Annotated in this window: 11 protein-coding genes; 8 read left to right on the top strand and 3 right to left on the bottom strand. The window is 37.8% G+C overall.

The window, feature by feature from the left end:
* Positions 1 to 61: 61 nt before the first annotated feature.
* Together O4O04_RS04940 and O4O04_RS04935 are read right to left on the bottom strand one after the other, a co-directional pair.
* Positions 62 to 2560, bottom strand: a complete 2499-nt coding sequence (locus O4O04_RS04940; protein WP_272534571.1) for a SpoIIE family protein phosphatase — start codon at positions 2558 to 2560, stop codon at positions 62 to 64.
* A complete protein-coding gene (locus tag O4O04_RS04935) occupies positions 2557 to 4122 on the bottom strand; it encodes a Ppx/GppA phosphatase family protein (protein WP_272534569.1) in 1566 nt (521 codons plus the stop codon). The genes O4O04_RS04940 and O4O04_RS04935 overlap by 4 nt, the downstream gene beginning before the upstream one ends.
* A 170-nt stretch (positions 4123 to 4292) precedes the next feature.
* On the opposite strand from O4O04_RS04935, the gene O4O04_RS04930 reads away from it, so the two are divergent.
* From O4O04_RS04930 to O4O04_RS04895, 8 genes are all read left to right on the top strand, one after another.
* Entirely contained in the window at positions 4293 to 5315 is a 1023-nt protein-coding gene (locus O4O04_RS04930; RefSeq protein ID WP_272534568.1) for a rod shape-determining protein, read from the top strand.
* A gap of 168 nt (positions 5316 to 5483) precedes the next feature.
* Positions 5484 to 6734, top strand: a complete 1251-nt coding sequence (gene mreC, locus O4O04_RS04925; RefSeq protein ID WP_272534566.1) for a rod shape-determining protein MreC — start codon at positions 5484 to 5486, stop codon at positions 6732 to 6734.
* Positions 6731 to 7246: a rod shape-determining protein MreD gene (gene mreD, locus O4O04_RS04920; RefSeq protein ID WP_272534565.1), complete on the top strand. Its 516-nt coding sequence runs from the start codon at positions 6731 to 6733 to the stop codon at positions 7244 to 7246. Before mreC ends, mreD begins: the two co-directional genes overlap by 4 nt.
* Complete coding sequence (gene mrdA, locus O4O04_RS04915) at positions 7243 to 9192, top strand: penicillin-binding protein 2 (protein ID WP_272534563.1); 1950 nt, start codon at positions 7243 to 7245, stop codon at positions 9190 to 9192. Before mreD ends, mrdA begins: the two co-directional genes overlap by 4 nt.
* Positions 9189 to 10709, top strand: a complete 1521-nt coding sequence (locus tag O4O04_RS04910; RefSeq protein ID WP_272536026.1) for an FtsW/RodA/SpoVE family cell cycle protein — start codon at positions 9189 to 9191, stop codon at positions 10707 to 10709. The genes mrdA and O4O04_RS04910 overlap by 4 nt, the downstream gene beginning before the upstream one ends.
* Position 10710: 1 nt before the next feature.
* The gene (locus tag O4O04_RS04905; protein ID WP_272534561.1) at positions 10711 to 11496 is read left to right on the top strand and encodes a hypothetical protein; all 786 of its coding nucleotides are present in this window, start codon (positions 10711 to 10713) and stop codon (positions 11494 to 11496) included.
* Between the two features lie 210 nt (positions 11497 to 11706).
* Positions 11707 to 12042, top strand: a complete 336-nt coding sequence (locus O4O04_RS04900) for a helix-turn-helix transcriptional regulator (RefSeq protein ID WP_272534559.1) — start codon at positions 11707 to 11709, stop codon at positions 12040 to 12042.
* A complete protein-coding gene (locus O4O04_RS04895) occupies positions 12029 to 13303 on the top strand; it encodes a type II toxin-antitoxin system HipA family toxin (RefSeq protein WP_272534557.1) in 1275 nt (424 codons plus the stop codon). Before O4O04_RS04900 ends, O4O04_RS04895 begins: the two co-directional genes overlap by 14 nt.
* 15 nt (positions 13304 to 13318) lie before the next feature.
* Here O4O04_RS04895 and O4O04_RS04890 read toward each other — a convergent pair whose 3' ends face one another.
* Positions 13319 to 13900, bottom strand: coding sequence for a TetR/AcrR family transcriptional regulator (locus O4O04_RS04890; protein WP_272534555.1), 582 nt, complete (start codon positions 13898 to 13900; stop codon positions 13319 to 13321).
* Positions 13901 to 14049: the final 149 nt, after the last annotated feature.

The following is a 14049-nucleotide window of genomic DNA, read 5'->3' as shown; positions in this document are numbered from 1 at the left end:
AACTTAATGTCGTGCCCAACTTTTGAATTGATCTCTACATTGGTATAGGCTAGAAGAGACCCTACTTTTCTTCCAATTGTTGCCTCAGGCTGATCTCGAGTGCTTGCCTAATCTTCAAAGACATTGCATTGTCTGGATCAATTGCATCTATTCGATTGAGTAGAAATGACGCTCTAGGAAAATTACCCAAGAATCGATGAACATCTGCTAGGTTAAGTAAATTTTTAATATGCAAAGGATCTCTTAAAAATAACCGCTCACCGAAGTTTAGCGCTTCTTGGTAGTCTTTCTTTTTCTTATTTGCATATGATGCAAAATAATATGCCTCTAAATCGTCAGGAAATTCATCAGTGACGAGGGCAAAATTCATTGCAGCAGCATTATAATCTTTGTCGCGCAAGCATCCACGTGCAGTCATCATCAAGTATTCGTGATGCTCTTGAATCTCAGTTCGCATACTTTCTGTTATGTCTTCATCAGGTGTATATGCCAATCTTATCAGTGAGAGGTCGTCTGTGAGCTCCCCTTTCTCAAGGATTGCATTGACTGTTGCCATGAGATCGCCTTGCGATTCTTCTAGACAACGCAAGAAAAGTTTTTCGTCTTCGTTGATGATGCGTTCGCCTGAATCAGTTTTGCCAAGCAATAGATCATCTCGTCCATCTGAACCTACAAAAATCACATCACCCACTTCAAGCTGAATTGATTTCACTCGAAATTCAGAATCCAATCCCATAGTTCCAATTTTGCGAAGCTCAAGATCGGTCTCGAGAAATCCCGCTTTGCCATCACGATACAAAACTGTCCAAGGATGTTCAGAGTTCACATAGAACATAAATCCTGTCTTAACATCGATTAGACCCATAATAACGGAGATCAGCATCGATCCATCAAAGGTCTCAAATACAGATTGTAATTCTAGGTAACATTCTTTGAGCCAAGTTTCTGGCCCACGGAAATTTGCATCCTTTCTACTATTGGTTCGAGTAACTACTGAATGGAAAATTACACCTAACACCAATGCTCCACCTGCACCCTGCATGGATTTACCCATCGCATCACCATTGACGAACACAATGTACTCTCGCCCTTTTAGATAGAGTTGGTCTACAATATTTATATCTCCACCAATCTCCATATGTTTGCCGCGAAATTCGAAAGTCTTCTTTTGCTTCGCATAGAATTGAATATCAAAATCTTGAATCGAATTCTGTACTGTGTTTCTTGTTAGTGGATTGATCAGAAGAGATGTAAGGAAATAATCTCCATCCTGTTGTACTTTAAGTGACTGGATCTCATCAAGGGAACTCTTTAGTTCGAGTGTTCGTTCTTCTACTTTTTTCTCAAGACTTTCGTTGAGTTCTTCCACTGCTTTATGAACTCTCAAGAATCGGTTCGCCAATATAAAAGCAATACCTACTACGAAAAAGAAAAACCCAAATCGCAATAGTCCCAAATTTTGGAACTTGAATAATCCAGTTGCTCCGCCGACATCCCAGATCGCACAAGCTATGATCACAAGAATCCCGATCAATAGCCTTTTTATATCTGGGACTTTTCTGCGAATCGCGATTACGGATACAACGATCGAGTGCCCAAGAACATAGAGGATACTCATCTGCCACCAGAACAATAATTTATTGAGAAATTGACTTGGTCCAAATGCAGTCGGGATTGCAATGAGGATAAGCAATCCAAAGTAGATTCTCGACATGGTAGTTAGCTTACCGAGAAAATAGCGATCTAGGAAGAATAGCATAAACGATGGAATAAAGAAAACAGTAATAAACTCAATTCTCTTCAACAAGAGTCCATCCAAAAATTCCAATTCGAAAACTGCTTGGCTTCTTGTATAAATATAAACTGCAAGAAATACACTAAATAACGCATAATACAGATTGTACTGTTCTTCTCTTCTTTTTATAAAAAACAAAAGATGATACAATCCTAATATAAAATACATAAACATTAGCATGAGAGTGATTCTCTCGGACTCAATTTTTCGATTACTGCTGAGTGTATCCAAGCGTATGTTCTCGTTATCTGCTACAGCTGTCATATCAATTGTATGACCTTCATATCCTGCAATGACGACTCTTAGTTCATTATCACCCAAGGCAATTTTGGATCTAGAAATCGGAGCAATCAGATGACGGCGAAGTGTAAATCCTACGATTTTGCCATCTTCGATCTTTCCGCCTTGAGAAATTTTATCGCCATTCCAATAAACTTCATAATAGGAACTGATGAAGGGAATATGCAAACTGAGTGCATCTTGATCAATAGCATTGAGATCTTCCGCAGTTATAAGAATATTTTTCTTTAGCGTCACATATCTCAATTCTTCTTGAAATTCTACGGATCCGATTGCTTTGGAGAATGGTAAAGATTCCAATTGAGTCCAATCGTCAGATACTGTAGATAGATCCTTGGCTGGTTTATATAGCCAGTCATTGGTAAGGTCGACGGGTATAGCGAGGACAGTCTGCACATATAGGAGTTGCAGTATCAGAATTGAAATGATTTGGAAGGATTTATTTTTTAGCTTGGTTGATTTCATTGTTTGCTATTCTCACCGATGAGAACTTTGAGAGTTTTGCCATAGGCATCTTCGAATAGGTCTTTATTTTCTTCAATTGCATAGAGTTCAAGATGCGGATCTGACTTCTTTAGTGTTTTTAAGCTTAAGACAACGATCTTATCTTGGATAGAAATTTCCAGATCAGAAATAATTTTTTTCTGGGATCTATTCATTGCATCGGCAATTTTGAGAATAGCAGCAAGTCTTCGGACAAGATTTTGTTCTTCTCCACTCAAAACTTTAAACTCCTCGTGCTTAGGCTTAGGCATACTTTTACGATGGTATCTTGCAATCAAAGCTATGAGTTCAATTTCTGCATTGGAAAATCCGACCATTTGCTCAGAATTTCGAATGATATAGTAACTATGTTTGTGGTAGGCAGAATGGGAGATCGCAAGACCAATCTGATGTAGACTTGCAGCCGCTTCCAAAAATTCTTTTTCATGTACTCCATATCCATGCAAAGAGGACAGTTCATCATACAATCTCAGTGAGAGATGTGTAACTTGTTCTGCATGATCTTTACCTTGAGGATAGAGGTTTGCAATCGAGCGGATCGCCTTAGCACGGATATTATCGAGTCCATGTAAATTGGATTTCTCGTAGCGTTTCCAATTTTTTATGATATCATAGATGATTCCTTCGCGCAGTGCATAGTCACTGATCATCAATTTCTTGAGATTGAATTGGTTGAAAATTTCCTCTAAAACTAAAGATCCCCCAATGATTATATCACCACGTTTTTCTTCAAGACCTGGAATTTTCATGCGCTTTTTTAAAGTATTTGCTGCATTCAATTCTTCTCTAACAGATTTCAATTCTTGAGATGTAAACTCATAACCGTTCAATCTGTCCCTTTTTTCTCCTCGTTTGGCAAGAATCATCGAACCAATCGAAGTGACAGATCCTGATGATCCGATTATTATTTCTGGTTTGAGTTTATTTATAATGGGTATCAGAGGCAAAAGTACAGACTCTATATGGAATCTACATTTTTGAACATCCGTTATTTCTATATTGTCTTTGCGAAAGAATCTCTCTGTGAGTCTGACCGCACCCAATTTCAAAGACTGAGAGAACAAAACGTCCCCGGCCTCTCCAATCAGAAGTTCCGTACTTCCTCCACCAATATCAATCATAAGAATACGTTTCTGGAAAACAGGAAGTCCTTGCAAAATTCCAAAATAAATTAACCGAGCTTCTTCTAATCCGTTAACGACTTCAATTTTTATTCCTGTTTCTTTTTTTGCTTTGTTAAGAAATATATCTCTATTCAGAGCTTCGCGAAGAGCACTTGTTGCGATTGCATGTATTTCTGCTTTATGCGAGTCTGCTAAAGTTTTGAACCTTTTGAGACAAGCAATTCCTCGGTCCATTGCATCTTGATGGATCTCATCATACTCACCTGATCCACTGCCCAATCGAACAGATTCTTTTTCCTTAGCGATGGGTTCAGTCGTTCCATCAGACCTCACCTTCACGATAAGCATATGGAATGAGTTTGTGCCGAGATCGATTGCTGCGAGATTTTTTTCTTTCATAAAAAGGTTTTCCAAGCATAAACCCATCAATTTTGTGGGTAAATCTTTTTTTTTTCGAATCCTTCTTGCTATGGAAAATCAAAAATTTTATATGGATAGATAGATTTACTTCAGAATTTTCCCCAAATGCGGGATAATAATTAGTAGCATTAGTCGTCCAGGAAGCCTTTATGATTTTCGATAAACTCTACGCACTTTTTTCAAATGACATGGGAATTGACCTTGGCACAGCGAATACGCTTGTGCATGTCAAGGGACAAGGCATTGTTCTATCCGAGCCATCTGTTGTTGCTGTTCAAGCATCAACTGGTCGTGTTCTTGCAGTCGGTCAAGAAGCTAAACGAATGCTAGGTAGAACTCCTGGTGATATCGTTGCTATTAGACCTATGAAGGACGGTGTGATCGCCGACTTCGAAACCGTCGAAAAAATGATTCGATACTTCATCGCTAAAGTTCACAATAGAACAACTTTTGTGAAACCGAGAATTGTAATCGGAGTTCCTTCTGGAATTACAGAAGTTGAGCGAAGAGCGGTTCGTGAATCTGCAGAACAAGCTGGAGCAAGGGAGATTTTCCTTATCGAAGAAGCACTCGCAGCGGCAATTGGTGCCAATATCCCAATCCAAGAGCCTGCCGGTAATATGATTGTTGATATCGGTGGTGGAACGACAGAGATTGCCGTAATTTCCCTTGGTGGAATGGTGATAGCTGAGTCCATCAGAACTGGTGGAGACGAATTTGATGAAGCTATTATAAAATACCTTCGTAACCAATACAACTTGGTTGTCGGAGAGAGAACTGCAGAAGATATTAAGCTGACAATTGGGAATGCTTTCACAGATAAGAAAGTGGACACAATGGAAGTAAAAGGTCGAGATGCAATCTCTGGTTTACCTCGTACATTGGAACTTGACAGCAATGAGATCCGAAAAGCACTGAAGGAACCAACTGACGAAATCTTAGATGGAATCAAGAGCGTTCTTGAGAGAACTCCGCCTGAACTTGCAGCAGACATTGTTGAGCGTGGCATCATTCTTACTGGTGGTGGATGCCTTCTTCGTGGTCTGGAATTGTATCTATCCAAAGAGACGGGAGTTCCTGTTTTCCGAGCTGAGAACCCACTCACTTGCGTGGTTCTTGGAACTGGAAGATATCTGGACGAATTGAAATACATCAAACCGGGAATTCGTTAAATCCCATAATCCACACCCAATGTCAGAAGCATCTGACGTTGGGGAAATTTCTTCTTTACGAATAAAGTCACAACAGCTTGAATCTGAGAATATCGATATCTAAATGGGTATTCCTTTAAAATAGTGTTTCCTTTTTAGGGAAACTAGAAATAATGAGACATAAATCTTATGCTTTGGGAAAAAATAGCTAAAAATCGAGAATTCGCCTCACTCCTTTTTGTAACAGTATTCTCTATCACTTCTCTCGTCTGGAACGGCAATTTTCTAGTCAGTGGTATTGCAGGCTTTCAACGTGTTGGAGATTTTTTCTCTGGATCGCTGGATGCTTTCGGTGGTCTATTCAAAGGCGCCTATACAAAGTTAGAGTCCTTCGAAAAAGTACGTGAAGAAAGAGATTCTTGCCTCAATGTAATGGAAGACTATTACAAATTGAATCAAGAATTGGAGCGCCTCAAATCAGAAAACAGCGTCCTTCGCCGTGAACTAACATTTGTTCCAAGGACAGATTTCCCAACCGTCCGAGCAGAAATTCTATCTGTTCGTTTGAATACAATTTACAGAACGATCATTATCGACAAAGGATCTAGTTCAGGAATCCAAGCCTATATGCCTGTCGTCACAAGAACATTAGATGACAAAGGACGATTCATTGAAGCACTTGTCGGTAAAGTAATTGCCGTTGGAACTTCCACGGCCGTTGTGCAACCAATCATCAACTCCAACTTTTCCATGGGTGTTGCAATTCCTGGAACTTCCCTATGGGCGAGTCTTTCGGGCAATTCAGGCAAAGGAACAGAAGCCATTCTAGAATTTATTGACTCAGGAATTGTAATCGATCCAAAAGTATTCGGATCTTTTCCAATGGGACCCGCATCTGCACCCGGTCCACATAGTACTGTCATGCCAGAAGGCTATAGCAAAATCGGTAAAGCGGTGTATACATCTGGTGGGTCTGGAGTTTTTCCGGAAGGAATTCCTGTTGGTATCATAACAGAAGAAGGCCCAAGGGAAGGATCATTTAAGACTGCTTATTTGAAACCATTTGTGCAATTTGATAAATTAGAATATGTTACAATTCTTAAGAAAAATCCTGATAGATGGATTGAAGAATGGCCAGCGGAAAGATCCATCAAAATCGACAATCCTTATCTAGGTGAACTCAATTATCCCGAAGATGAGCGCAAAAAGGAAAAGGCTCTCGAGAAACAGAAGTTGAATCCAAACTCGAATGGTGCAACTAACACAAACGGGACAACCAATTCAAGCGGACAAAATTCCACTCAAGGCTCTAAGCCCAATAGCGGAACGACCACCAAACCAGCAACCACCTCAGGAACCACAAAACCCGTTGATAAACCTGAGAATAGTTCTGAACCAGCCCCGACTCCCAAGGTGGAATCAGGAGGTGACAATCCATGATTTTTGAAAAACTAATTATTGGCTTAGGAATTTTTCTCTGCCATTTTCTGAATGGTTCCAATATATTTGAATTAGGTGGATCCTTTAAGCCAGACTTCATGATGGTATTTGTAATTTTCTTTGCACTCCGAAAAGGTTCATTCTATGGAATATGGGTTGGATTTCTCGGTGGATTGCTAACCGATTCTGGATTAGGTGGAGAAACAGGCGCCGATCAAGTAATCTATTATAAGATAGGACTCCATTCGTTCACATATTCTATCCTAGGTTATGCGATTGGTAGATTCACGAAAAATGCGTACAATGAAAATTATCTGTCTATCACGATTTATACTTTTGTCTTCACCTTACTGAGTCGAATTATATTGTATATTATGTTCAGTATTTTCTTTCACGATAATGCGAATTATTCTTTCCTATCGACAACAATATATACAAGTATTCTATCTCCCGTTTTGTTCTTCTTACTGACCTGGATCTATCGCCTAGACCCAGATGAGGGTAAAGTATGAATTACTCAAGATCCTCCAGCGAACACAAACTGGAAGCATCTTTTCGAAATAGATTGTATTTCTTCTCTGGGCTTGTTGTTATAACACTTTTTATATTCATTCTCCAATTGGTGAATCTTCAATTGATTCAAGGATCTGAGAACGCTATTAAAGCTGAACGATTTGTACGAAAGTCGGAATCCATTCTTGCAGCACGAGGTCAGATATACGATAGGAATTTTCTCACGCCTGAGACAAGTAATCCGTTAGTTTCCAATTCTGCAGCACTTGATCTAATCCTCAATACGAATCTACTTAAGAATGATCCGAAGCGTGTTCGTGCCTTCATTGAAGAATTCTGCAAATACCTTTCCATACCTAAGTCCTACTACGAAAAAGAATTACAACAAGACCGTTTGGTTCGAAAAATTCGATCTAGAGAACCATTTATTCTATTGGAAGGAATCTCTAAGGCACAACAAGAACGTATTTCTGTTTTTGATAATATCAATAAATATGTTCAGATGGTTCCCTCACCTACAAGGATTTATAATATGGGTCCAGCCCTTGCCCATGTTACCGGATATCTTGGTAAACCTAACAGAGAAGATATACTCGACAAGGATATAAAATCTTACCAATATGTTGGTAAAGGTGGATTGGAAAGTGTATACGATACAATTCTTAGAGGAACTGATGGATATCGAATTCAGAAAAGATCAACTGAGGGCAATATCGAAGAAGAACGTATCATTGAACATGCACAATCTGGAAATAATTTAATTCTCACTATTGATCAAGAAATGCAGATCGCAGCCTACAGAGCTCTAAAAGGAACAAGAGGAACTGTTATCGCAATCAAACCGACAACGGGTGAAGTTTTAGCTCTTGCGTCCAATCCAAGTTTTGATCCGAACATATTGTCCGGAAAAAATCGCCAAGAGAGAATCAATCATTATAAACAAGTCATTGATAATAAGGGTCTTCTTAATCTAGCAATTCAATCCAAATTTCCACCCGCATCAACTTATAAGACGTTAGTTGCCTTAGCAGCTTTAGAGAGCGAACATAAAATCCAATATGATCCTTCTACAGAATTCCATTGTGATGGTAAATTTACACTCAAGTCAACATTTGCAGGTGTTCCAGACCAAGTCTTTCGCTGCTGGGAGAATCGTGGTCATGGAACGAATGATTTAGCACATGCAATTGAGAAATCTTGCTCTGTTTATTTCTATAATTTAGGATATAAACTGGGCTCCGAATCTATTCTATCTTACTCAAGACTTTTTGGTTTGGATAAAAAATCCGAAATTGATCTTCCTGGTGAAACAGTTGGATTTATTCCAAGCTCAGAATGGAAGAAGAGAACATACGGAACGAAATGGTTCGACGGAGATACAATCAATTTATCGATAGGTCAAGGATTTATTTCGACAACCCCAATTTCTATCACTCTCTTCTATTCAGCAATCGTCAATGGTGGAAAAGTTTACCAACCATTTATTGTATCCGAAGTTCGTAATCCAATTGATAACTCAATCATCCAGAGAACAGAACCAAAAGTAATCCGCGATATTCCACTCAAAAAATCAACAGTCGAAGCTATAAAATACGGATTAGAATTAGTTGGTATATCAGGAACAGCATCCTATGTAATGAATCAACCGAATATGCCAGAAGTTGCGGGTAAGACGGGAACTGCACAGACAAGGAGACGTGGTGCCTCTAGAACAAACCACGCTTGGTTTATGGGATATGCACCAGCCAATGCCCCACCCGACAAACAAGTACTAGTTGGAGTTTTCGTAGAATTTGGAGTGGGTGGATCTGCTGGAGCTGCCCCTGTTGCACGTGAAGTATTTAAAGCCGCATTTCCTCCAGGTTCTTTTCCCAAATCTGACCGTGGGCGCGGCAAAATCATGAAAGAGGAAACTCCAATTGACACAGAGGAGACAGAAATATAATGGCTGATCGTAATAGTGAGAAATTGGATTATTTTTTGATATTTTCCGTTATATTTGTAGTTTGTTGTGGTGTATTAACCCTTTATACTCAAGAAGCAAATATAAGTGACGGACCAGGTCGCTGGTATAAGCAGATGATTTATGGAATCATTGGACTTGCTTTCATGTATCTAATGGCAAGGATCAATTACCAATTGATCGGAAGTTATGCTGTTTTTATTTATCTGGCTGCTCTGATACTTCTCATAGCTACGTTAATTCCTGGGATTGGTTATCTACCAGAAGGACGAGGCGCTAGATCATGGATTAGACTCGGTCCAGTTGGTATGCAAACATCAGAATTTGCCAAGCTAGCGACTGTTATATTATTAGGGCAATACCTTGTGCTCCGAGAAAAGGATATGAAAAAGCTATCAACTTTGATTATACCTTTTGTTATCGTATTGATTCCAATGTTTTTCATTCTATTGCAGCCAGACTTTGGAACTGCAGTATCTTTTCTTCCCATTCTATTTGCTATGCTATTTCTTGGTGGCGCGGATATTTTGCATATTGGTTCCTTGCTTGCGTTAGGTGGAATATCTCTTGGAATTCCTATGTATATTGAATATAGCAAGCTCACACTTCTCCCAGATGTATTGGAATTCTTACGTAAAGAACAAAAAACTGATCTACTCTCGCTTGTATCTCAAGCAAAAGGTAAAATATGGCCTATTCTGGAAGGACGTACTTTAGGAATAGGAACTGAGAAAACTGGACTTGAAGATCCGAGAATCTTACAATCCCTTCGTGAAATTGTAGAAACTGTAATCAACGAACAAGGCTCTATCATGTTTCAGATTCTATACAATCAGAAAATACTCATTGGCGCTGGGGTGATTTTGATTTTGATTTCTGCAATTATGATTTTTGTAAACATTGCAAGGGGTCTCAAGAAAATTCGTACTTATTACATTCCGATCGGAATTTTGGGTATATCTATTCTGAGTTCAGTTGTAGTTTATAAAACCATTCCGTTTCGAGAAAACCAAGTTGTCCGCCTAACAGCATTTTTGAATCCAGATAAATTCAAACAAGGTGCTGGCTATCAATTGAGAGCCTCCAAGCCCGCAGTTGGATCCGGTAAATTCTTCGGAAAAGGTATAATGAAAGGCGAGATGACTGAGGGAAGATTTCCCCATGTTCCCGAATCAGGAACAGATTTTATATTTGCTTCTTGGGCAGAACAGACGGGATTTTTTGGATCTGTAATTCTATTGTTTTTTCTCATGTCTATTCCTTTGCGGGGACTACAGGTAAGCTTCGAAAGTAAAGATAGATTTGGTTCCCTATTAGCATCGGGAATTGTTGCATTAATATTTTTCCATCTAGCAATCAATGTCGGAATTGTAATTGGTTTATTGCCTGTAACGGGTGTTCCACTATCATTTATGAGTTATGGTGGAAGTCATATGATCATGTCAATGATGGCTGTTGGAATTATTCTTTCTGTCAAGTTAAGGAAATTCGCAAACTGATATGGCAAAATCCAATTCTCGAATTGAAGATTCTAGGCTCTTCTTCGAGAAGAAGTTTCAAATAAAAATTGATCTCGAAGCATATGAGAAGCTAATCTTTGAGGCGAGCAAAATATTGGATAATGCTCGAGCTAACAGTAAATTGATGGAAGAGATCGCTATCAAAAGAAAAGCCTATTTCTTTTTACATAGAACTCGTCGTTTGAGCCTTCAAATTGATGATCTAAAAGAAAATCATGGCTATGAGAAGAAGGAATTTGACTTCATCTATAAGCTACTTGATAAAATAGATGAGAACGAAAGTAGTGATTTTCTAGATAGCCTTCTAAAAGGAAGTATCGAGAAAGTAGCGAGCTCTCTCAATCCGTCAACTCAATCAGATGCAAAAAAATTCCAAGATCTCAAAGATAAAAAATCATTCTTTACATTCACCTATCGTGGAGTAAATTTTATTGCTCCAAAAAAACCTAGAAAAACGATCTTAAATGTAAATCCAAGCAAAGGATCCGTAGTAGTCGGTAACAAGAGATACGAAATTCATCCTGGTAAATCATTCGGATTGGATCCTGATAGTGATTTTGCAGAACCCACCCATTTATGCATTTTAAAAATAGATAATGGTAGCATCCCTTATCGTTGCTTCTTCTATCATAAGATGGACAAAGAAATACGTTTCGATGAATCAAGCGTAAAGTCACGACTTAGATCTATTGAGGATACCAAATCTGAATATATAAAATCATACTTTCGCTATGCCGGAGTAAATTACTATTTGATCGAAACTTAAAAGTTTATGGATCAAATTGTAATATAATTTTTAAATCCATACTCGAATGACATAAAGAGAAAATCAATCGAATGCAATTCATTGCTTTTACTATTGGGCTTTGTCAATATTCCTATTGACAAAGATTTACTTTACTCACAAAATGACTATATTTCTATCCATTTGACTATCTTAAGGCTATTATAATAGTCATATTTAGGGGAAACTTTTATGAAACTAAGCAAGATCCATTCAAAAAATACAGAATATGCGCTTAGCTATCTTGGATCGACAATTAGAATCTATCGAAAAAACAAAAAAATGAGCGAATCTGAACTCTGCCAAAGGGCTGGAATTTCTCGGGCAACATTGCAGAAAATTGAAAAAGGAGACCCAGGCAGTCGTATAGGGACAGTTTTTGAAATCGCTTTCTTAGTCGGAATCCAACTGCTTGCTGATAATAATCCAAAATCTTTAATGGAGCTATCGCAAGATTCTAAAAAAATATTGAACCTTCTACCGAAGCGAATTGTAAAAAAAGAAAAAAAGGTTTATGAAGATTTCTAAAAAACATATAAATCAACCGGATGAAGCTTTTGTTTGGATATGGCTAGAAGATTCTTTAGAACCTGTTGTTGCCGGAAGACTAGAATCACATAACGGTAGTTATATATTTAATTATGGAAAAAGCTATCTTGAACTTAGTTTAACAGATAAAAAGTATATCCCTATTTATCTTCCTGAGCTTCCTTTGTCGAGAGGAGAAATATCTTTACAACCTGGACTGCATATGCCTGGCTGCATTCGAGATGCATCACCAGATGCCTGGGGTCGAAGAGTGCTGCTAAATAGAAAATTTGGATCCAAGGCAAAATCTTATGATACGGTCATGATAGACGAACTGACTTATTTATTAGAATCAGGATCTGATCGGATTGGTTGTTTGGATTTTCAATCATCACCAACTCATTATATTCCAAGATTCAGTGTAAGCCAAGACCTAGAAGAAATAATAGAATCTGTAAAACGAGTTGAGGACGGACTTCCTCTTTCGCAAGAATTAGATCTAGCATTATTTCATGGCACCTCAATTGGAGGAGCAAGGCCAAAAGCCTTGATCGAATGGAATGAACGCAAATTAATAGCTAAATTTTCTTCAGCAAGTGATATTTATAGTGTTGTAAAGTCAGAATTTATTGCTATGAAACTGGCTGAAATTTCTGGCATCAAGGTAGCCAAAGTATACCTTCAAAAAATTCTAAATAAAGATGTTCTATTGATTGAAAGATTTGATAGATACAAAGTAGGGTTAGGGTGGGCTCGCAAATCATTAGTCTCTGCACTTACTTTATTTGGCTTAGATGAAATGATGGCTCGATATACTAGCTATGAACAATTAGCCGAAATCATTAGATTTAGATTTATAAAACCTAAAGCAACACTAGAAGAATTATTTAAGAGATTAATTCTAAATGTTCTTGTAGGAAATACAGATGATCATGCCCGAAACCATGCCGCTTTTTGGGACGGAAAACAATTGGAACTTACTCCAGCCTATGACATCTGCCCGCAACCTCGATCTGGTAATGAAGTCTCACAGGCAATGTTAATTCATAAAAATAATCGAGAAAGTAAACTCAGTACATGCTTGAAAGCTGCTCCGCAATTTCTCTTGTCTACTCAAAAAGCAAAAGACCTTATACAAACGATAAAATCATCAATCGAAAAAAATTGGAATGATGTATGCGACGAAGCAGAATTGTCAAAAATTGACCGAAATATTTTCTGGAAACGACAATTTTTAAATCCATACTCGAATGATGTTTAAAAATAATATAGCAGCTCATACGTTTTTATTTGGATTCAGTTGACTCAATATTCCTGGTAGTGCCAAATTTGTAAAAAATTGACTCAGCGCAAGTGAGTCCCAATCTTCTTCTTCAGTTAATAACTCTCTAGTAAAATTGAACAATGCACCTGTCAAATATTGATTGATACGAATATACGGAATTTTACCAGCGTAACGACTTCTTAATTGTTCATGAGTTCTAAAACTCTCATCACGGATATAGTCCAAGAACTTCGCTTGAAAGGAATATGGCATCCCATTAACAAAAAGTGATCTAAAAAAGTATCTGTATTTCTTGATCCATTCGAAGTAATAAAAAGTTAGAGGCTTGCCTTCACTCAAATGCGTTATGGGATCAAGCTTTTCAACTTTTTCCTCTACCTCAAGATATAGATATTTAAATGTTTTCCAAAGTAAATCATCTTTATCAATAAAATAATTGTAGAAATTTACTCTAGTCATACTAGATAGTTTGGCAATTTCTTGAATAGAAATACGATCATAAGATTTGCTATCTAAAAGTTTTATAAAAGATTCCATGATTATATTGTAATTTTTTTCTATTTTATCTGACATTATTATACACCTGTAAAATTATAACTGCTCAACTATTCATCTCTTAACAAGATCAGGCTTGCAGAAAACTTCTGCCTTCCATTCTATTATTTAAATATGAATCACAATAAAAAACCTTTTTTCCATTATTATTTCGCTTTCGTCTTATT

This window comes from Leptospira sp. GIMC2001, assembly GCF_028462125.1.
In the GTDB taxonomy this organism is placed as follows: Bacteria; Spirochaetota; Leptospiria; order Leptospirales; family Leptospiraceae.
This window is presented reverse-complemented; position numbering and strand designations above follow the sequence as displayed.